Source organism: Desulfosporosinus burensis (assembly GCF_054657535.1).
In genome coordinates this window covers 164,969-186,167 of the sequence record NZ_BAAHYN010000007.1, presented here as the reverse complement: position 1 = coordinate 186,167, position 21,199 = coordinate 164,969, and the positions used below count along the sequence as shown (strand labels likewise).

Annotated in this window: 16 protein-coding genes, 1 pseudogene and 1 riboswitch; of the genes and pseudogenes, 11 read left to right on the top strand and 6 right to left on the bottom strand. The window is 41.1% G+C overall.

Annotation, left to right across the window (positions count from 1 at the left end; translation table 11 throughout):
• Positions 1–115: 115 nt before the first annotated feature.
• A complete protein-coding gene (locus tag ACYQ3Q_RS14230) occupies positions 116–1,057 on the bottom strand; it encodes a DMT family transporter (protein ID WP_459929196.1) in 942 nt (313 codons plus the stop codon).
• 192 nt (positions 1,058–1,249) lie between these two features.
• Between ACYQ3Q_RS14230 and ACYQ3Q_RS14225 the strand changes: the two genes are divergently transcribed.
• The 8 genes and pseudogenes from ACYQ3Q_RS14225 to ACYQ3Q_RS14190 all read left to right on the top strand — a co-directional run bounded on the left by ACYQ3Q_RS14225 (position 1,250) and on the right by ACYQ3Q_RS14190 (position 9,182).
• A complete protein-coding gene (locus ACYQ3Q_RS14225) occupies positions 1,250–2,077 on the top strand; it encodes an NYN domain-containing protein (protein WP_459929315.1) in 828 nt (275 codons plus the stop codon).
• A gap of 280 nt (positions 2,078–2,357) precedes the next feature.
• A complete protein-coding gene (gene groES, locus ACYQ3Q_RS14220; protein ID WP_034143625.1) occupies positions 2,358–2,642 on the top strand; it encodes a co-chaperone GroES in 285 nt (94 codons plus the stop codon).
• 34 nt (positions 2,643–2,676) lie between these two features.
• Complete coding sequence (gene groL / locus ACYQ3Q_RS14215; protein WP_459929195.1) at positions 2,677–4,317, top strand: chaperonin GroEL; 1,641 nt, start codon at positions 2,677–2,679, stop codon at positions 4,315–4,317.
• Positions 4,318–5,199: 882 nt separating this feature from the next.
• Positions 5,200–5,460 (top strand): annotated as a pseudogene (locus ACYQ3Q_RS14210) (HD-GYP domain-containing protein); the annotation flags it as partial.
• A gap of 210 nt (positions 5,461–5,670) precedes the next feature.
• Complete coding sequence (locus ACYQ3Q_RS14205; protein WP_459929194.1) at positions 5,671–6,333, top strand: LolA-like protein; 663 nt, start codon at positions 5,671–5,673, stop codon at positions 6,331–6,333.
• Between the two features lie 217 nt (positions 6,334–6,550).
• Positions 6,551–7,093, top strand: coding sequence for a hypoxanthine phosphoribosyltransferase (gene hpt / locus ACYQ3Q_RS14200; RefSeq protein ID WP_459929193.1), 543 nt, complete (start codon positions 6,551–6,553; stop codon positions 7,091–7,093).
• A gap of 24 nt (positions 7,094–7,117) precedes the next feature.
• Positions 7,118–8,650 carry a glutamine-hydrolyzing GMP synthase gene (guaA, locus tag ACYQ3Q_RS14195; RefSeq protein ID WP_459929192.1) on the top strand — a complete coding sequence of 511 codons (1,533 nt, stop codon included), beginning with the start codon at positions 7,118–7,120 and terminating at the stop codon, positions 8,648–8,650.
• Between the two features lie 241 nt (positions 8,651–8,891).
• A complete protein-coding gene (locus tag ACYQ3Q_RS14190) occupies positions 8,892–9,182 on the top strand; it encodes a DUF3846 domain-containing protein (protein WP_459929191.1) in 291 nt (96 codons plus the stop codon).
• An 18-nt stretch (positions 9,183–9,200) separates the two neighbouring features.
• Here ACYQ3Q_RS14190 and ACYQ3Q_RS14185 read toward each other — a convergent pair whose 3' ends face one another.
• Genes ACYQ3Q_RS14185 through ACYQ3Q_RS14170 form a run of 4 tightly spaced genes read right to left on the bottom strand, consistent with a single transcriptional unit; the run spans position 9,201 to position 14,585 of the window.
• Complete coding sequence (locus ACYQ3Q_RS14185; protein WP_459929190.1) at positions 9,201–9,851, bottom strand: potassium channel family protein; 651 nt, start codon at positions 9,849–9,851, stop codon at positions 9,201–9,203.
• Between the two features lie 12 nt (positions 9,852–9,863).
• Complete coding sequence (locus ACYQ3Q_RS14180; RefSeq protein ID WP_459929189.1) at positions 9,864–11,198, bottom strand: TrkH family potassium uptake protein; 1,335 nt, start codon at positions 11,196–11,198, stop codon at positions 9,864–9,866.
• A 26-nt stretch (positions 11,199–11,224) separates the two neighbouring features.
• Positions 11,225–11,908: a response regulator gene (locus tag ACYQ3Q_RS14175; protein ID WP_459929188.1), complete on the bottom strand. Its 684-nt coding sequence runs from the start codon at positions 11,906–11,908 to the stop codon at positions 11,225–11,227.
• A gap of 1 nt (position 11,909) precedes the next feature.
• On the bottom strand, positions 11,910–14,585 hold the full coding sequence (locus ACYQ3Q_RS14170; RefSeq protein WP_459929187.1) for an ATP-binding protein: 2,676 nt from the start codon (positions 14,583–14,585) through the stop codon (positions 11,910–11,912).
• A gap of 830 nt (positions 14,586–15,415) precedes the next feature.
• Here ACYQ3Q_RS14170 and ACYQ3Q_RS14165 point away from each other — a divergent pair.
• Together ACYQ3Q_RS14165 and ACYQ3Q_RS14160 are read left to right on the top strand one after the other, a co-directional pair.
• Entirely contained in the window at positions 15,416–16,738 is a 1,323-nt protein-coding gene (locus ACYQ3Q_RS14165; protein ID WP_459929186.1) for a two-component system sensor histidine kinase NtrB, read from the top strand.
• 167 nt (positions 16,739–16,905) lie between these two features.
• Positions 16,906–17,076 carry an aspartyl-phosphate phosphatase Spo0E family protein gene (locus ACYQ3Q_RS14160; RefSeq protein WP_459929185.1) on the top strand — a complete coding sequence of 57 codons (171 nt, stop codon included), beginning with the start codon at positions 16,906–16,908 and terminating at the stop codon, positions 17,074–17,076.
• A 121-nt stretch (positions 17,077–17,197) separates the two neighbouring features.
• On the opposite strand, the gene ACYQ3Q_RS14155 is transcribed toward ACYQ3Q_RS14160, so the two are convergent.
• Positions 17,198–19,807: a calcium-translocating P-type ATPase, PMCA-type gene (locus ACYQ3Q_RS14155; RefSeq protein ID WP_459929184.1), complete on the bottom strand. Its 2,610-nt coding sequence runs from the start codon at positions 19,805–19,807 to the stop codon at positions 17,198–17,200.
• A 266-nt stretch (positions 19,808–20,073) separates the two neighbouring features.
• Between ACYQ3Q_RS14155 and ACYQ3Q_RS14150 the strand changes: the two genes are divergently transcribed.
• On the top strand, positions 20,074–20,898 hold the full coding sequence (locus ACYQ3Q_RS14150) for a 3'-5' exonuclease (RefSeq protein WP_459929183.1): 825 nt from the start codon (positions 20,074–20,076) through the stop codon (positions 20,896–20,898).
• Positions 20,899–20,990: 92 nt separating this feature from the next.
• A riboswitch (cobalamin riboswitch) is annotated at positions 20,991–21,171 on the top strand.
• The last annotated feature ends 28 nt before the right edge of the window (positions 21,172–21,199 follow it).

The window sequence follows — 21,199 nt, the reverse complement described above, 5'->3', positions numbered from 1 at the left end:
GTTTAGTTGAGTATTTTTGTCAGGCGGTTCCATCACGGGTGACTTTCAAGGTTTAGTCTTATAATGCAAAAGAGATTGGCAATTATGCCAATCTCTTTTGCATTATAAGGATGAATCAAACATCCATTATTTCTGACGTCGATTTGATTCCCGCTCGATTTTCGGAAATCTGAATGAAGATAACGACCCCTAGGATTAGAAAGATACCGATAATATTACTGGGGTTCATAGTTTGATTAAAGACTATAAATCCTAAAATGCTAGCCACCACAGGGTCAAGAGAATACATAATTTGCACGTAGCTTGGTTCGATATACTTTAAACTTTTCATGTAGAGAGAATAACACCCTATTTGAGGAATCAGCCCAAAGCCTAAGATCACAAGTAACGCATAACCGTTTGTTTGACCACTTATTTCGATAATATTACTCATTACGGCTAAAGGGGAAGTGGATATTGACAAGATTAAAACTGCGATCAAGGCAACATACATCAAAATTGCGTTTCCATCGACTCCTTGTTCTAATAGATATTTCTCCAAAACCATCATTGATGACCAGGCAAGTATCGTGATAGCTATCCATATCAAGCCCTTAGAGTTATAGTGAAAACCTTGATTAAAAACATCCAAGACTAGGCAAACCCCAAAGATGGCAGTGATAGCTGCCCCAATCTTTTTTACGGTAATCTTGTTTTTAAATACAATTCTAGAAAGGATCATGATCACAAATACGTTACAAAAAATAAGTGTAGAAACGATGCCTACAGGAAAATAGCTGACAGACTTTACGAACGAAATATTAGTGACCGCTGAGGAAAGCCCGCCTATTAATAGGAAGGATAAAATTCTCCAGCCGACTTTAAACCCTGTTTTGTTAGTAACCAATAATAGAATTGAGAAAAAGACCAAGTTAAACGAGGGAGCTAGGATTGCGATACTTAATGTATCAAAACCAAGGTTGCCTAACAGAGTACAAAAGGTACCATTTGTACCCCAAAATATGGAAGAAAAAATGGCTAAAACAAATCCTATTCCTTTATTACTTAAGACAATCACCGATACTCCTCCTGAACCCAAGCTTAGTAAATTATATTTTATACAGTTCGTCAGCGTCTGATTTTTCTCCTGTAATTCGGGGATTATTCCGAACATATTGTAAGTTCAAGCACCTTTTATTGTTGAGCTTGTCACGTCTGTCCAAAGTATAGCGTAAACTATGGTAAATGAGTGGCTTGTGAGGTGAGCAATTTGAAAGCCATAGCGTTTGTCGATTACGAAAATATTTGGACCGGCTTATTAGAGCGAGGGTATGAATTATCTCCGGAACAGTTGGTGCAGTTTTTACAACTTTATGCAGAACGCAATACGATGGATTTATTAGCTATCTATCTTTACGCAAACTTCGACCGTGAAGAGTTTTGGCGGACACAAACGACGTTTGAGAAAACAAATGTCTTTACACGTCATGTCTTTGGAAAGAACAATTATTCAAGCACAGGACTTCGCCGTAATGCTGCAGATTTAGAGTTAATGCTCGAAGCCCAAGAAATCCTACTGACACGAGCAGCTACCTTTGACCTCTTTTTATTAATTACAGGGGACGGAGATTTCCTGTCCTTGCTTAGAAAGGTCCGTGCTTGGGGGAAAGATGTTAAGGTGATAGGAGTTGCCGGAAGTGTTCATCACGCTCTGCAACCTTATTGCGAGGAAGATGATCTTTTCCAGTGGGCAATCAATGAAAAACACGAAGTAGAGTATCGCCCAGAGCTTGATTTAGAACAAGGGATTCAAATCCTAGGAAATCTTCAGATACGCTTGCCTTATGTTGCGTCTACAAAAGCGAGGGCTGCCTTGACAGAATCTTTGGGGCGGTCAATCCCACAAGTTAAGGAGTTCATACGGTACACCTTAAAGCAAACTATCCTTTTTGAGAAGGAGCACCCGGATCATAATTTGAAGATTGGTAAAACCAAGATTTATCTGCTTAATCTAGAAAATAGTACAGTGAAAGAAGCTCTAGGTTCCATCTTGGAGGAAGTTTCTCAGCGGCAATTAAAATTAACTCAAGAGAATTAATCGTGCATAGAAGAGTTCAAAACTGGCAATTATAGTGTGTAGACGATATGGTGATGCGTATGGGAGGAGGCCTTAGGCATTTATTAAATATCTATTGCCTGAAAACGGGAGTAATAATTAGATTGATAAAGAAAATGCTAGTTAAATACCTGTTTTTGGAGTATTAGGGGGCTTGCTTTCCTGCGGCCCCTTGCATATTATTATAGATATATTGTTAGCACTCAATAGAGTCGAGTGCTAACAAATATTAAATAAAAAAACATAGGAGGGACTTTTCTTCATGAACATTAAACCTCTCGCAGATCGGGTGATCATTAAAGCACTCCCGATGGAAGAAAAAACTAAGAGCGGAATTATTATGCCGGATACCGCTAAGGAAAAACCACAAGAAGGCGAAATTGTCGCTGTAGGACCTGGTAAAATGGAAAAGGGTGTTCGCGTCGCTCTCGATGTTAAGGCAGGCGATCGTGTAATTTATTCCAAATATGCAGGGACCGAAGTGAAGTATGACGGTCAAGAATATCTTATCCTGAAAGAGTCAGATATTTTAGCCATTATGGGCTAGTTTAATAAGAATTATTTATAAGGAGTGAAATACGTTGGCAAAACAAATTATTTTTAATCAAGATGCACGTCACGCTTTAGAACGCGGAGTTAATGCTCTAGCTGAAGCTGTTCGTGTAACCCTAGGACCTAAGGGACGTAATGTCGTTCTCGATAAGAAGTTTGGATCTCCTCTGATCACGAATGACGGAGTAACAATTGCTCGTGACATCGAATTAGAGGATCCGTTTGAAAACATGGGAGCTCAACTTGTTAAAGAAGTTGCTACCAAAACTAACGATGTGGCTGGGGACGGTACCACTACGGCTACTGTTTTAGCACAAGCGATCATTCGCGAAGGGCTTAAGAACGTTGCAGCTGGTGCAAATCCTATGGGCATTAAACGTGGAATTGAGCAAGCTGTGGAAGTTGTGGTTGCAGACATTAAAGCTAATGCCAAACTCGTTGAGACGAGTGAAGCTATTGCCCAAGTCGCCTCCATCTCTGCTAGCGACAAGAACATCGGTGACCTTATTGCTCAAGCCATGGAGAAAGTTGGCAAAGACGGCGTCATCACAGTTGAAGAAGCTAAAGGCATGACCACCGAACTTGAAGTGGTTGAAGGAATGCAATTTGATCGCGGATATATTTCTGCATATATGATCACAGATACGGAGAAAATGGAAGCCGTACTTAATGATCCTTACATCCTGATTACTGACAAGAAGATCAGCGCCATTCAAGACGTTTTACCAGTCTTGGAAAAAGTAGTTCAAGCGGGTCGTCAACTGATGATTATTGCCGAAGACATTGATGGGGAAGCACTAGCTACCCTCGTCGTCAACAAGCTGCGCGGAACCTTCGTTTGTGTCGGAGTTAAAGCCCCTGGCTTTGGAGATCGTCGCAAAGCAATGCTCGAAGACATTGCCGTACTGACAGGCGGAACTGTGATCACAGAAGATCTAGGCTTAAAACTAGAAAACACCACGGTTGAAATGCTGGGCCGTGCCCGCCAAGTCCGTGTAACCAAAGAGGAAACCACGCTTGTTGAAGGTGCTGGTAACACTGACGATATTAAAAAACGTGTTGAAGCCCTTAAACGACAAATTGAAGAAACTACGTCTGACTTTGATCGTGAAAAACTCCAAGAGCGTTTAGCTAAATTAGCTGGCGGTGTTGCCGTAATTCAAGTCGGTGCAGCAACCGAAACTGAAATGAAGGAGAAGAAACTCCGCATTGAAGATGCTTTAGCTGCAACCCGTGCCGCTGTTGAAGAAGGAATCGTGTCTGGTGGAGGGACTACCCTGATTGATGCTATCCAGGCCTTAGATGCCCTTAATTTAGTCGGTGACGAGGCAACTGGTGTGAACATTATTCGCCGAGCTCTCGAAGAGCCACTTCGTCAGATCGCCAACAATGCTGGGCATGAAGGCTCCGTTGTCGTTGGCAAGGTTCGCGAGTCCGGCAAACGTGGAATTGGCTTCAATGCTGTAACTGAAGTCTATGAAGATATGATTGCTGCTGGTATTGTTGACCCAGCCAAAGTTACTCGTTCGGCTCTGCAAAACGCAGGTTCCATTGCTGCTATGCTTCTGACCACTGAATGCTTAGTCTCTGATCTGCCTGCCAAAGATGGCGGCGGAGCACCTGGCATGGGTGGCATGGGCGGTATGGGTGGAATGGGCGGCATGATGTAAGTCAAAGTCGTTAACCCTTGATACAAGCCACTTCCAGCGATTAAAAACCCCGAAAAATACCCTAGGGGTAACAAAAGGGTAACATTTTCTAATAAAAAAAATCATACCCCTAGGGGTATGATTAGATTAGAGGCTTTTCATGAGTTCACTGAACTTTTGGGAAGCCTCTTTTTTCATAGCTTTTGTAGTGTGCATGTAGACAATTCTTGTTGTTTCGTCATCTTTGTGCCCCAGCCGCTCCATGATCTCAGGGTGACTGACTCCAGCCTCTGCCAGAAGCGATGTGTGAGTGTGAGTCTTTGTAATACTAACAGTTCCTTCTTCGCAAAACCTTGTCGCGTTTCTGATCGGGCAACTGGGAAGGGATACGAGATATACTCAAGAGGATTTAGCTGGGAAAAAGATGCTCGAGGATTGTTATGGTTTAATAAATAGTGCTAGGGATATTGTTGGCGGAAGATTGATATTAATTGAATGTAAACCCATTGATGGATTATGCAATTATTATGAAAGCGAAGGTTTTATAGATATAACAGAAAATTCCGATGGCCTAAAACAGTACATAAGATTCTTCGAATAGGTGTAGGATTCGGGCGGAGAATGTTATTGAGGTTAGAGATAAATTGAAACAGTATGAAGTTCAAAAATTAATTACACGTAGTATGTTTTGGGATAGGATGGGGCCGTTACTTTGATAAAAGGTAGCGGCATTTTTTATGGAACGAACTATATACAAGGCCTTTAAGAACATTGAAGAACCCGATTTGTTAATTTACAAGCCTGATTATTCTCAAATCCGGTTCGCTGAATCAAAGAGGTTAGATTCACGTGATAAGCTACGAGAAAACCAAGTTCGTGGACTAGTTCTACTCTCTGTTCTACTGTGGAAAAATGGGACAAGCATTAAATTTATTGGAAGGAGAAATTCAAGAGCTGAAAACAGTTGGACTACTTCATGATATTGGGAAAATAGCTATCGATGAAACTATACTTAATAAGCCAGGCAAACTTACAGACGATGAATGGAAAGAAATTAAGCGCCATCCAGAAATAGGCTATAGAATTCTAAGTACGGTCAACGATATGTCTGACATGGCTAACTACGTATTATATCACCATAAAAGATGGGATGGGAAAGGATATTTAACTGAAAAAACAGACGTCTTTGGGGTTAGATCGAAGTGTTTATTGACATATCGAAGAAATATCGATTGCAAATTCACTGTGTAGATTTCAGGGAAATCAATCTTGCACTTTTTAGTATTGGAAATATTATGACCTTCTTGGATATATGGAATAGAGCAAGCCTAAAACACATATTGTAAGGTAAGAACTCCGCCAGGGAGGCATGATATGAAGAAAAGAGGATTATGGTTACTCATCGGTATCGGCATCGTGTTGATGGGGGGACTTCTAGGACGCTATTATTGGCAGCCAGACCCCACTTATTTAGTCACACACGGCTTAGAACGATTGAACACAGCGACCTCTTTTCGCTACAGTCTAACCCAACATCAATGGGTGGAGGGAAAAGATCGCGTACTCACTCAGATTCTAGGAGAAAAGGATGGTGGGAATACTCGAATCTTAGGACAGCTGGTCGGTAGCGAAGTGGAAATGATCAAAATTGGAGATTCTACCTACAGCAAAGATCCTTTCAGCAAGAAGTGGATACGGTTTGCTAATGCTCCAGCAGCTCAGGAAGTCTTTCTGGCGGAGCTCAACCCCCTATCTTCGCTTCAATTGAAAGAACTCGGTGAGGTGATGCTTAAAGGTCAAGAAAAGGTCAACGGTAGTAAGACTTGGGTTTTACAATTAAGACCTAGTGTACAGAATCAAATGATGGAGGTATTTTGGACCGAGTTCCAATACACGCTTTATATACGCAAATCTGATAAAATGCTTGTAAAAGCAACTATCGAAGCTAAGAATAAAGCTAAGTCCGACCCCATGACGATGACACTTGAGTTTAAAGATATTGGTAAGAAGATCGATATTCATGTTCCGGATATTTAAAGAGTTGTAGACACCGAGAGGCAGGAATAGACCACTATTAGTGGGGGATATTCTTGCCTCTTTTATTCATTTCGTCTATAAAAAATGTCTCTAAACGCAATAATAGTATAAGAAAATACAAAAATTAGTGTTGAAAACATAATGAGAGATAAAAGCGTTTGCACAATGGACTAGCCTCTGGTATAGTTTTGGCATAGTATAATGGAGGTGTCCTTGGATGGAAGAATATATTGCAAAAGTCTTGTTTTCTCGAGAGGAATTGGCCAAGCGCGTGGCCGAACTTGGGGCTGAAATTACTAGGGACTATGAAGGTAAGAATATTTTGGTCCTTGGAATTCTGAAAGGCGCTGTTCCATTTATGGCAGATCTCATTCGTGAGATCAAATTGCCTTTGGCGTATGACTTTATGGCGTTATCGAGTTATGGAGCGTCTACTCAGTCATCGGGTGTTGTACGGATCCTCAAGGATTTAGAACGTAGTGTGGAAGACGTTCATATACTAGTCACCGAAGATATCGTGGATACGGGCCTAACCTTAAAGTATTTGACCGAAAACTTGAGAGCTCGGAATCCGCTTAGTGTAAAAGTGGTTACTCTCCTTGACAAATCCGAACGTCGTAAAGTCAATGTTGTTCCTGATTACAATGGATTTTCGATCCCAGATGAATTTGTCGTGGGATATGGCTTAGACTTCAACGAAGAGTATCGTAATTTGCCCTATGTCGGAGTTTTAAAACAAGAGGCCTACGAAATTATATAATTAATAAGAATGGTGTGAATGATAGTGACTCAGGAAGTTGTCTTAGTTTTGGATTTTGGAGGACAATATAATCAACTTATTGCCCGCCGTGTACGTGAAGCTCATGTGTATTCTGAGATGATTTCCCACAAAACTTCAATTGAGGAAATCCGGGCTCGTCAACCGAAAGGGATTATCCTATCCGGTGGACCAGCAAGTGTCAATCAGCAGCATGCGCCCGAAGTTGATCCCGAAATTTATAACTTAGGGATTCCCATTCTGGGGATATGCTATGGGATGCAGCTCATGGCTGTACAACTAGGGGGTAAAGTAGAACATCCAGAAGCTAGTGAGTATGGCAAAGCAGTACTCACGGTTGATGCACCTACGGATTTATGGGAAGGCTTAGGTGGAGACCGTCCGTGTTGGATGAGTCATGGTGATTCTGTTATTTCATTGCCTGAGGGCTTTGTAGTCGCTGCTCATACTGGGCATACTCCGGTTGCGGCAATGATGAACGTAGAGCGACATTTTTATGGCGTTCAATTTCACCCGGAAGTAAAACATACTCCAGATGGTCAAGCGATGTTAGAAAAGTTTCTGTTCGAGGTTTGTAAGTGCAGTGGGGACTGGACGATGGAGTCCTTTATCGAGTTACAAGTCGCTGAAATCCGAGCTAAGGTCGGTACTGGGCATATCCTATGCGCATTAAGCGGTGGGGTGGATTCCTCTGTAGCAGCGGCATTAGTGCACAAGGCAGTAGGAGATCAATTGACCTGTGTCTTTGTGGATCATGGATTCATGCGTAAAAATGAGGCAGAACAGGTTAAAAAGATATTCATGGAGCAATTCCAACTTAATCTGGTCTTTGTCGATGTCCATGAACGGTTTATGGAAAAACTTGCTGGGGTATCCGATCCCGAAACGAAACGTAAAGCGATAGGGAATGAGTTTATCCGAGTTTTTGAAGTCGAGGCCTCGAAGCTCGGTCAGGTTGACTTTTTAGTCCAAGGAACTCTTTATCCAGATATTGTCGAGAGCGGGACGGAAACAGCGGAAACGATCAAGAGTCATCACAACGTTGGTGGTTTACCGGAAGATATGAAGTTTGAGCTGATCGAGCCGTTGCGGATGCTTTTTAAAGATGAAGTGCGTGAACTAGGTATCGAACTTGGGATGAGTGAAGAGATTGTTTGGCGCCAACCGTTCCCAGGACCAGGGCTGGCCATTCGAATACTCGGGGAAGTAACCCGTGAAAAACTAGATATTTTGCGGGAAGCGGATGCCATTATTTTGGAGGAGATTCGTCGCTCAGGCCTTTATCGAGAATTATGGCAAAGCTTTGCGGTACTTCCTTCCATCAAAAGCGTCGGCGTAATGGGTGATGGCCGCACATACGAGTACCCCATTATCCTGAGGGCAGTCACCAGCGAAGATGCCATGACTGCAGACTGGGCAAGGCTCCCGTATGAAGTCCTGCATAACATCTCTTCGAGGATTGTGAACGAGGTGCAAGGGGTCAACCGTGTTGTTTATGATATTACCTCGAAGCCTCCTGGGACGATTGAGTGGGAGTAGGGTTAAAGGGGCATATAGGAAGCTTACTGTGAAGTTTTAGTGGCGCTTAGTCACAGGATAAACTCTGTGTTTTCACAGGTTTAAGAGATATCTGAGTATTTGTTAGGTGGTTATGATTTCAGTCACTTTTTGACGTCATCATAACCACCTGGTTTTGTCTTTCTTAGCTTTAACATAAGGGTTCGCGAAAAACAAAGAGAAAGTTGCTCCAAAGCTGATATTAAAAGGGGAGAAGTAGACATTGGTTAAATGGATAACGGTTTTGGTAGTGGAGCCAGGGAAAGCTCCTGAAATACGTGAACTACCCAATAACCTTAAGGCCTTTGAATTAACGATTCAAGGTTTTATTGAAACGGTGGAAACCATCTGTCCTGGGTGCTTAATCGTCTACGATGGAAACTATCCCCTAACCCAAAAGCCTATCAAAAGGGCAGATATTCAAGGAACATTTATTATTATCCGAGTGGACAATACGGAGCCCGTATCACTTTGCAAGGCGGATATTGATAGTCTCTCAGAAGTCTATAAATAGGTTAGTGACTACCAACTGTTACTCTGGTAGCATCGCAAGAGCTTTTTTGTTGCAGACAATTACCAAAATATCTCTTTCTTCAACGACTGCGTTTGGCCCTGGCGCAATAACAATCTGATCTGCGCTTTTTTTGATCGCCACCACATTGATTTTATAAACCGCCCGCAGATTTAGTTTCCCTATTGATTTATTGACAAACTGGGATGGAGCAATTATTTCGAAAATGCTGTAATCTAAGGACAATTCTATAAAATCCATAACGTTTGTTCTAATCAGGTTGTTGGCTAAGCGAATCCCCATATCTTGTTCCGGATATACAATTTTATCTGCCCCAATCTTTTCCAATACTTTTCCGTGTTGGATCGATTGGGCCTTAGCGACAACATAGGGAATTCCCATTTCTTTAAGCATCAAAGTGATCAGGATATTTGCTTCAAGATCATCTCCGATCGCTACTATTGCTACATCTAAATTCCGCACCCCTAATGCCCGGAGTGTCACCTCCTCACGTGCATCGGCCTGTACTGCTTTGGTCACATCATTTATTATGTCATGAACGGCATGTTCGTTCTTATCCATTGCTAAAACATCATGGCCTAATGCACTGAGAGTTTTAGCCACACTGGTTCCGAATCGCCCTAAGCCAATAACCACAAATTGTTTGCGCACTAGGTTCTCCTCCTATCCAATCATGATTCGTTCATCCGGATATTTAATGTGGGCTGCTTGTTTATTTTTTTTCTGGGAAAGTACAAATGCCAAAGTTAAAGGCCCCAACCGCCCTATAAACATCGTTAAAATAATCGCCATTTTACCAACCACGGAAAGAGCGGGGGTGATTCCTAGAGAAAGGCCCACTGTCCCAAAAGCAGATGTTACTTCGAAAAGCACGGTCAGTAAATCTGAGTTTTCGGTGTGTGAAAGAATCGATAATATTAAGAAAATCAAAAATGCGGCTGAAGTTGTTACTGCCCAGGCTTTATGAATAACATCCTTAGGTAAAGTCCGCCCCTCCAAGACAACATGTGGATCACTGCGATAGGTACTCAAGACAGATAAAACAATAGATATAAACGTCGTTGTTTTAATCCCTCCGCCCGTTCCTCCAGGTGAAGCTCCAATAAACATGAGCACAATCATAGAGAGTAACGTTGTATCATACATACCTGCTATATTGATGGTGTTAAATCCTGCCGTCCGAGGAGAAACCGATTGAAAGAAGGCTGCCAGAACCTTTGTCCCTAAAGGGAGTGGCCCTAAGGTCTTTGGATTAGTAAATTCCATGATGAAGATAAATACTGCTCCTAATAAAATCAGGACTCCGGAAACCTGGAGGACTATTTTTGTATGAAGTCTAAACTTATTCCGGTGTGCCAGTAGTTCCGCCATAACAATAAAGCCCAAGCCTCCGAAAATAATCAAAAGCATGATCGTAATATTAACGACGGGATCTCCAACGTAGGCAGTGAGACTGGAAAAATTACCCATGAGATCAAAGCCCGCGTTATTAAACGCTGAAATAGAATGAAAGACACCATAATAAAGCGCTTTTCTAAAGCCAAAATCGGAATACCAGCGTAACGATAGAATGAGGGCACCAATTGCTTCAAAAGCAAAGGAAATCAGCAGGACAGACTTCGTTAATCGAACGACCCCTTCGAGTGAAACCTGGTTTAGCGCCTCTTGCAACAACAATCGTTCTTTAAGGGTAATTTTCTTTCCTAATATCATGGCAAACAGGGTAGCAAAGGTCATAAAACCTAGTCCACCCACTTGAATCAAGAATAGAATAACCCATTGGCCAAAGAGCGTAAACGTCGTCGCTGTATCCACTACCACTAACCCTGTAACACAAACTGCCGAGGTTGCTGTAAAGACGGCATTCAAAGTAGTTAATCCCAATCCATCCTGAGTTGCTTGAGGTAAGGTCAGTAATAACGCTCCAAACAGAATAAGAACAGCAAATCCCAAGACTAAAACTCGAGATGGTGTCATGATTTTCCCTAATCCGTTCAATCCCTTTTCCTCCAAGTGAGTCTGCATTACAATAAACGATATCCTACCCCTGGTTCGGTAATAATATGCCGTGGGCGGGATGGGTCACGTTCCAGTTTTCGCCTTATCTGACCAATATATACTCGTAAGTACTGTACTTCTTTCTCATAAGACGGTCCCCATACAGTACGAAGTAAATAACTGTGGGTCATAACTTTTCCTGCGTTAATCGCCAGATTTTTTACGATCTCATATTCCGTTAAGGTAAGCTTAATCTCGTGATCATCCCTTGTGACCCGGCGATGTAATAAATCAAGGGTCAAGTCTTCAAAATGCAAAACTGGCTCTTCCTCTACCCCGACAGTGTGACGCATTGCCGCTCGAATTCGAGCTAACAATTCCCCCATCCCAAAAGGTTTCGTCACGTAGTCATCCGCGCCAAAGTCCAAGGCCGTAATTTTATCACTCTCCTGTTCCTTGACCGAAAGAATGATAATAGGAACCTTAGTCCATTCTCGCAACTGACGCACTACATCTAGCCCATCGATATCGGGTAACCCTAAATCTAAGACGACTAGGTCCGGACTGAACATCGCTACTGTCTCAAGACCCTCGCTACCCGTCCTAGCATCTTTCACTACATAGCCGTGGCTGGTTAAGGCCACCCGCAAAAATCGCCGAATTTGTGTATCGTCATCAATAATCAAAATCCGCTGACCTTTGTTTTCCATCTTACTCTCCTTCATTCATCTCAGGCACAATCCCCAAAAACTGGTCGGTTAACGGCAAGGTAAAGGTAATTGTTACACCGCCAAGTTTATTATTTTCGGCCCAAATATCCCCGCCATGTGCTTCAATAAGTCCTTTACATATTGCCAGACCGAGCCCCGTTCCACTTACTTGTAAAGGGGAACTAAGTCGATAAAACTTATCAAAGACCTTGCTTAAATCCGCCTCAGGAATACCATGGCCCCGATTAGCGACCACGATCTCCAGTTGATTTCCTTGTTGCCGGATCGAGATCATGATTTTGCTAGCAGCTTCCGAGTACTTAAGTGCATTATCCAGCAAATTGATCAACACCTGCTCTATCAAAATCCCATCAGCTTGCACCAAGGGTAGGCCTTCCTGAATATCAATATCCAAAGGCCGTCGAGTTAAGGTGTCTCCAAGCCTATTGATCGCCACTCCAATGATATCTTGAAGATCGCACCATTCTTTATTTAATCTAAGCATACCGCTTTCTAGTCGTGCCATATCTAATAAGTTACTGATAAATCGATTCATTCGTTCAGCCCCATGGAGAATTGTTTTAAGCAACTCATTGCGGACCTCGGGACTATAGATGACATTTTTATCTTCTAGAAGCCCGGTAACGGCCCCAATTATGGAAGCCAGTGGTGTCCGCAAATCATGAGAAAGTGAATTAAAAAGAGCCGTGCGCAAGCGTTCAGACTCTACTAACGAAAGGGACTCTCTGGCTTGTTCCGCTAATTTCACTCGATTGATGGCTATGGCAGCCAATCCCGTAAAGGCTTCTAATAAGCGAATTCGCTCAGGGTCAAATTGCGCATTGCTTTCATTGATCTTAATCCCAAGAACTCCTTGTGTTCCCTGTTCTGTGCTTAGTGGCAAATATAGGGCCTTAGCAGTGCCTAAGGTCTCCGTTCCATGACCCGCTTTTAGTCCCCTTTCATAGACCCAGGTGGCAACTGAAAGTTCACATTTATCTAGGGAATTGTTAAGCACAGAATCCTTTCTCAGTACCAGTTGAGCCTTTTCATTAGGTAAAAGCAACATAACTTGCCCCTCTAACGTTTTGGAGACATTACTAACAATACAATCTAACACAGCATCTAGGTTATCGACTGCGGCGATATCTCGGCTTAGAGAATATAGCGCTGAAATGTTATTCTCCCGCTGCCGAGAATAATTCACCTGTTTTTTTAACCGATCCGATAGAGTTCCCGTAATCAACCCCACCAACATGAAAATAGCAAAGCTGATTAGATAACGGAGATCAGCAACGGTAAATTTAAAAAATGGAGGGACAAAAAAAAGATCAAAGGCCATTGTCCCCATTAAAGCAGTGACAATGGCGGGAAGGGTTCCCCAGAGTGCCGCACTTATAAGAATAGGCAGTAGATAGAGCAAAGAAATATTAACCAGCCCTAAATAGGGATGTACCCAGGTGAAAACTAAAGTCATCCCAATAATCATCAGACTAGATGCCAAATAAGGAACTATCTTCGGAGAATACCACAGCTGTGGTTTAGTACCTGCTTCTTCTCCATTCTTCACTGCCTTAAGCTGGGCTTTTCCTACCGCTTGTTGGCGTCCAGGGATAACATGAATACTAATGCCCTGACTTTGCCGAATCACTTTATCCACGACCGAGCCATGGATTATCTCCCAAAAGCGCGTATGCGCCGGTTTGCTAATAATTATCTGGGAAACATTGCGTTTCCTAGCCAACTCTAAAATAGCCTCCGCTACACTATTCCCGGTTAGACCAATCACTTCCGCGCCCAGTTCTTCAGCTAAGCGGAGGTTTTTGGCAATTGAATCTTTTTCAGCCTCACTACTGGGAAGTCGGCGCAGAGTTTCGACATGCACGGCAAATAATTGCCCTTGTACCTTCTCGGCCATTCTTTTAGCAATCCGAATCAACTGAGCTGAGAAGGGACTTGCACTTATACACACCAAAATCTTTTCTCCCGTCGGCCATGGCCCATTGATTCCATGGACTTGCCTATAGGATTCAAGCTGACGATCTACTCGTTGAGCTGTATAGAGAAGAGCCAACTCCCTTAGAGCGTTGATATTGCCAGGTCGAAAGAAATCTTTTAAACCCTCTGTTTCCTGATCCGAAACATAAACTTTACCATCCTTTAACCTTTGAATTAACTCTTCGGGTGGGATATCAATCAGTTGAATTTGCGACGCAGCTTCTAAGACTTGGTCGGGGACAGTCTCTCGGACGGCAACCCCGGTGATTTGGGTTACAATATCATTGAGTGTCTCTAAGTCTTGAATATTCAAGGTAGTGTAAACGTTAATCCCCGCTGACAATAATTCTTTGACATCCATGTAACGCTTTTTATGCCGCGATCCTTCCACGTTGGTGTGGGCCAGTTCATCGATCAAGACAAGCTGAGGGCGACGTGTCAGGACTGCATCCAAATCCATTTCGAAAAATATACGATCCACATATTCTTGAGATCTCCTGGGGATGACCGTTAAGCCGTTGAGCATCGCCTCGGTATCTGCTCTGCCATGAGTTTCTACTAGACCCACAACTACATCTACACCTTCGGACAATTTACCTAAAGCTGATTCTAACATTGCATAAGTTTTTCCGACCCCTGAAGCTGCCCCTAAGAAAATTGTAAGGTTTCCTTTTACCATTTATATCATCACCCTCGTTATTTCCGCGTACTTCATTATTGTCTAACAAAAGCAACCTTTCATACTGAATGCAGCCTTATTATAAATCAATTACCCATATAAAAGACGTAAAGATTATAGAGAAGAGCATAAAGAAACTATAAAGATTTTCAGTTTATCAAAGTGGAGTATTTATTAAGAAAAATGAAACAACATAATCAGAGGGCCTCAAGGTTACCTTGAATAAAAGAAATCCCTCAAAGCAGTTCATATCAGGGGTTCAAGGATTATAAAGTGACAGAATAGGGAAGTAGAAGTAGAAGTAGAAGTAGAAGTAGAAGTAGGTAAAGGCATATATAAAACTTGTCTCTATGGGAATAAATTACATACTGATTTTCAGAGATTAGGGCAACTTAAGTATAATTTGAAAAAGGAGGATGTAATTAATGGGATTTTTTTCAAACGTTATTTGGAAGTTAACTAAAGCTGGAAAGTGGCTTAAGTTAAGGTTTTTACTTCTTCGTGAAAGAATATAAACGTATGTGTAAAGGTGCTCAAATTCAAGCTAGGGTCAGATAAGAAAAATAACCTGACCCCAGCTTTTTGTTGCTATAAAAATTTAGTGAATAAATTATCTAGGTCATTTTGTAATAATACTTGTAATATGTTGGGCGTGTAGGGAGGAATATCCTTAAGTCTGCCGAAGTAAGTTCAAGGTAGTTTAAGAATAATTTTAAAAAAAGTAGTATTTTCCCATAATCCTTTTTACGATAAGAAAGTAGTAGATAGTTAGGCAATTCCCTTTTAATGTAGAAGATTACTTGAAAGACATTAGGGAGGGGAGGTTTTATATGGATCTTAGCAACATAAAACGCCGCTCTAACACAGTGAATACAACGCGGTTAATTATAGGGACTATATTACTAAGCCTTGCTATAGGGCTCACTTTAGGAATTCACGCCGGCGGCATATTGATTATAGTTGCTATCCCACTCATGGGGACTTGGTTGCTGGTTAGAGAGATTAAAAAGCAATTAACTTCATTTGCTGAGGCAATACTCCAAGATAACTTTGTTCAGATTGATACCGGATTTCTGCCAGAATTGACGCCGTTATTGTATGCAGTCAAAGCACATTCTCAGCAACTTCGAACCTTTGAAGCCATAGTAAAAAACTCCAATGATTCAATTACGACAGTTGATCTGGATTATAAAATAACGAGTATTAATCCAGCAGCGCAAAAGATGTATGGCTACACGGCTTCAGAAGCTTTAGGGCAAGAGATTACACTTTTGTCGGTGCCCGAGGATATTTTAGAATTCAAGCAAATTCTTGAGCGGGTAAAATTAGGTGAAGAAATTATCGGCTATGATATGAAGCGTCAGAAGAAAGATGGTAAGGTAATCGATGTCTCGTTGAGTATTTCACCAATTAGATATGATCGAAGTCTGATAACCGGTATCATGGGTATCCATCGTGATATTACAGAACGTAAAAAAATGGAAGCGGAGATGCAAAAGCTTGATGGTTTAAATCTAATCGGCCAGATGGCTGCGAGTATAGCCCATGAAATAAGGAATCCTATGACAACAGTCCACGGTTTTCTTCAGCTACTAGGAACGAAACCGGTGCTGCTAGAGTATAAGGATTATTTTCAACTCATGATCGAAGAATTGGATCGCTGCAATTCAATTATTACGGAGTTCCTTTCCTTAAGTCGAAACACTCCCCTAGATCTTAGAATGCAGAATCTTAATACTATCCTTAATAAACTACTACCGATGTTACAAGCTGATGCTCTAAGGAAAGAGCAAATTATTCTCGTTGAACTCGAAGAGATCCCTAACCTCGAATTAAATGAGCAAGAAATTCGACAAGTTATCTTAAACTTAGCCCGTAATGCCTTAGACTCTATGCTGGCAGGTGGGGTTCTGACAATAAGAACCTATCTAGAACAGGATTACATTGTATTAATGTTTCGCGATCAGGGATCTGGCATACCAAGGCGAGTTCTTGAAAATATGGGTAAACCTTTTTTGACCACGAAAGAAAACGGTACAGGTTTAGGATTGCCAGTGTCTTATAACATCGTGTATCGTCATGGAGGTGCGATATACGTCGAAACAGGAACCGCAGGTACTACATTTTTTATTAAACTCCCTGTTAAAAAGTAACATTTGGCTTAATAAATTATGGCCCCTTAATCAACTTGCAAAAAACATTTAAATATATCTGCCATATTACGACAAATAATTGTATATTAATGGATATTGTGTTCTTGCCATTTCCCTCAAAAAGAATTAAAATTCTTCTTGAGGATGTTAATTCAGGAGGAATCCACGTGGAAAAGAAACTTTTGAAAAGAATAGAGGAACTACGTAAGAGACTCAATAAATTCGCTCTAACTCGTAACCTCATTGATCACGAGGTTGTAGAGGTTAGTCAGCAGTTAGATCGCTTACTCAACCAATACCAAAGGATCAGTACTTATCAACAGTTAAGCTTTTGGTAATCATAGGAATAATAGTGATAAGAGACACCACAAGAAGACTTCTTGCGGTGTCTCTAACTTTTATAGTCAACTCGTTCTGGAAGCGTGGAAGTGTTGAATGTGGGAATTTTTAAGAATAGTGTTATTTTCTGCGAATTGCTTTCACAAGTTCATTGATCACTAACGGCATAATTGAGAGTACCAAAACGAATGCCCAGTCCATAAAAGTCAGAGGATAAACTTTAAATATTGACGCTAAGGCTGGCACTGTAATTACAATCACTTGGAGCAAAATCCCTAGTATTATGGAATAAATTAAGTTTTTATTTGTGAACAGTCCCAGTTGGAAAATCGATTTATCGGGATGTCTCATGTTTAAAGAATGAAACAGTTGAGAGATACTTAAGACTGCGAAGGCCATTGTTTGGGCATGCATTAAGGAATCAGGGTATATCTTGTTTCCTATGGCAAAGGCGATTAAGGTTAAAATTCCGATTAAAGAACCATTTAAGATCAGCCTTACACCAGCACCTTCTGCAAATAGGGTTGCTTTTGGATCACGGGGTTTTTTATCCATGACTGTCGGATCTCCAGAATCTACACCTAAGGAAAGAGCTGGAAGGGTATCAGTCACTAAATTGACCCATAAAATATGGATGGGTCTTAGTGGAGAAGCCCAGCCTAATAAGATCGCTAGGAAGAGAGCAATAACTTCTCCCAAATTACAAGATAATAAAAAGATGATCGACTTTTTTATATTGTTATAGATATTACGGCCTTCTTTAATCGCCGAAACAATCGTTGAAAAGTTGTCATCCGTTAAAACAATGTCGGCAGCACCCTTGGCAACATCTGTTCCTGTGATTCCCATGGCTACTCCAATATCAGCAGCTTTTAAAGAAGGTGCATCGTTCACTCCGTCCCCCGTCATAGAAACTATGTTTCCCTTGGATCGAATCGCTTTGACAATGGTTACCTTGTGCTCCGGAGAAACTCGTGCAAAGACAGATAAACGTTCGATTTTATCATTTAACTGATCTTGAGTTAGTTTATCCAGCTCAGAACCAGAGATAACTTCCTCGATATCATTAGAAATACCGAGTTCTTTAGCTATGGCGAAGGCAGTGTTTTTATGATCTCCCGTGATCATAATGGTTTTGATGCCAGCCTTTTTACAAAGGGCTATGGAGTCTTTGACTTCTAGTCGAGGAGGATCAATCATTCCGACAAGCCCAATAAACGTTAAGTTCTCTTCTATAATATCACCCTTTGAGGGAACAGTAGCGAGTGACTTATAAGCAGCACCTAGGACTCTTAGGGCACCATCGGACATTGTGTTCGAGGCTTCCAGAAGTTCGTTTTTAAGTTCTTCGGTTAACGTCACCGTTTCTCCATTTAGGTAAGCGGTCGTTGAAATTTTCAACAAACTGTCTAAGGCACCTTTGGTCATGACCATGAATCGATTTTCATGATTATGGATAGTGGTCATCAATTTTCGATCCGAATCAAACGGAATTTCTTGGACCCTTGGATGGGATTTCTCTAAAGCATCTTTAGAAATGTCAAACTTCGCTCCAGCCTCTACAAGGGCGATTTCAGTTGGATCTCCTGTGTTAGTCGTCTCTGAGTAGGTAGAATCGTTACATAAAACTAAATTTTCTAGAAGAAGTTTATGAGCATCTTTAGTCAAATCTAAGGATGCTATGTCCGCTAAAAAATTGTCAGCAAAGAAGTGGGTGACTGTCATTTTATTTTGGGTAAGTGTTCCGGTTTTGTCAGAGCAAATAATTGATACAGATCCTAAAGTTTCTACTGCAGGGAGTTTTCTGACGATCGCGTGTTCTTTGATCAGTCGTTGAACACCCATAGCAAGGACAATAGTAACAATAGCGGGTAATCCTTCAGGAATTGCTGCGACAGCCAAACTAAGAGCAATTAAAAACATTTCGTAAAGATCTCTATCTTGAAGAACTCCTACTAAAAACATAAGGGCACAAATACTTATGGCTGCGATGCCTAAGATTTTCCCTAACTCCTCAATTTTCTTTTGAAGAGGGGTTTGCTCGTCTACTGATTCTTCGAGCATGGTGGCAATTTTTCCAATTTGAGTATCCATTCCTGTAGCAACAGCGATGCCGACTCCACGACCATAGGTTGCCAAGGTGGACTTAAACGCCATATTTTTTTGATCCCCAAGAGGGGTATCCTCAGCTTCAATAAGTAAATTTGCCTGTTTATCTGAGGGAACGGATTCCCCGGTAAGTGCTGATTCCTCAATCTGAAGATTGGCTGTTTCTATAAGGCGGAGGTCACAAGGAATGTATCTTCCAGCATCGATTATCACGACATCCCCAGAGACTACTTCTTGAGAAGGAATTTCCTTTAATGTCCCATCTCTTTTCACTAATGCTTTAGGAGTCGAAAGCTTTTTCAAGGCATCGAGAGCTTTTTCGGCCTTAGATTCTTGGATGACCCCTACGATGGCATTAATAAGAATCACAATTCCAATAATAACAGCATCGCTTATTTCCCCAATAAATCCAGAAATAAGAGCAGCACCGATTAAAATATAGATCATGATATTGTTTAGTTGAGAGAGGAAAATCCTAAGTAAAGTTTTAGGCTTCTTAGTTACTAACTCATTTAAACCGTACTTTTCTCGTCGTTGAATTACTTCATTCTCAGATAAACCGGTGGTTGAGTTTACTTCCAATTCCTTTAGTACATATTCGGTATTTTTATTAAACCACATAATATCACCTCTTGATTAAGTATTCGCAGAAAAATAAAAAAAAGACTTATATAAACATTATTTTTATACCAACTTGTATAGCCTAGCAAACCTCCCTCTTCAAACGATTGATGCATCTAGCATGTCACGGATCCTCCTTGGATGATTATGGCACAATTTGTGCAACAATACCAAGACTATGCACTTTTAGAAGGGAATGATAAAACTAAGATGTGCGTTTATTCTTTGGAAGGATTATAATAAAACGAGTGACAGAGGAGGTAACAATGAACTATATAGTGTTTGATTTGGAATTCAATATGTTTTTTAAATTCAAAGAAGGGGATTATGCAAATCCAGCTTTGAAAAGTGAAATCATTCAAATCGGAGCGGTCAAACTCAACGAACGATTGGAGACCATTGGCGAGTTCAATTTAATCGTTAAGCCAGTGATTTATAAGAGAATAAACCCCTATGTTAAGAAGAAAACGACGATCAATACAAGGCAGGTTAGTCAAGGAACCCCTTTCAATCAAGCAATCAAGAGCTTTAGTTCATGGCTTGGAAAGGACTCTGTTTTATGCTCTTGGGGACATGATGATATTTTAGGTTTAAGAGATAATTGCCAGTTTTTTGGCTTTGGCTCACTATCCTTTGACAGATTTATTAATATTCAGCAAATCTATATGAATCATGGGGTTATAACAATGCAACCAAGTCTAGAAAATGCCGTGGAAGCCTTAGGGATTGAAAAAACTTTTCCCTTTCACGATGCATTAAGTGATGCTTTCTATACCTCAGAGATTTTCAAAAAGGTCTTTGATTTTTCTGAAGGGGCCATAATAAACTGGGAAAAGAACCAAATCGAAAATGAAATAAAAGTTAAAGAGTTGAAGGCTTTCCTTGACAAAGTGACTATATCATGTCCGCAATGTTCCAAACTTATAGAGAAAGATAAGGAAGTCACTAAAACAAAGAAATATTTTGCCTTTGGCTATTGTACAGAATGCAAGCACCAAATTCGACTTGTTTCTAGAATCGTGCACAGTAGTGGGGAGTACAGCATAATTTCCAAAAATTCTATCTATAAAACAGAAGAAGCATCAGAGTGAGGATGATAATAAGATAAGCTTGTAATGAAATCTTCAATAATTATCGACAAAAGACCTTGTCAACGATACGTTTATTGTTTATACTATGCTTAGAAAATTTAATTACTACAGGTGCCTCACTATGAGGAGAATAGGGAAGTCGGTGTAAGTCCGGCGCGGTCCCGCCACTGTAAACGGGGAGCAAGAAGTATATAACCACGGGGTAGTTCCCGGAAGGTGCTTCAGACGTGTTGATCCGTAAGCCAGGAGACCTGCCTGTAGTTAGTAAAGCCTACCTTGTCGAAGAACCAAGAGTAGCGTG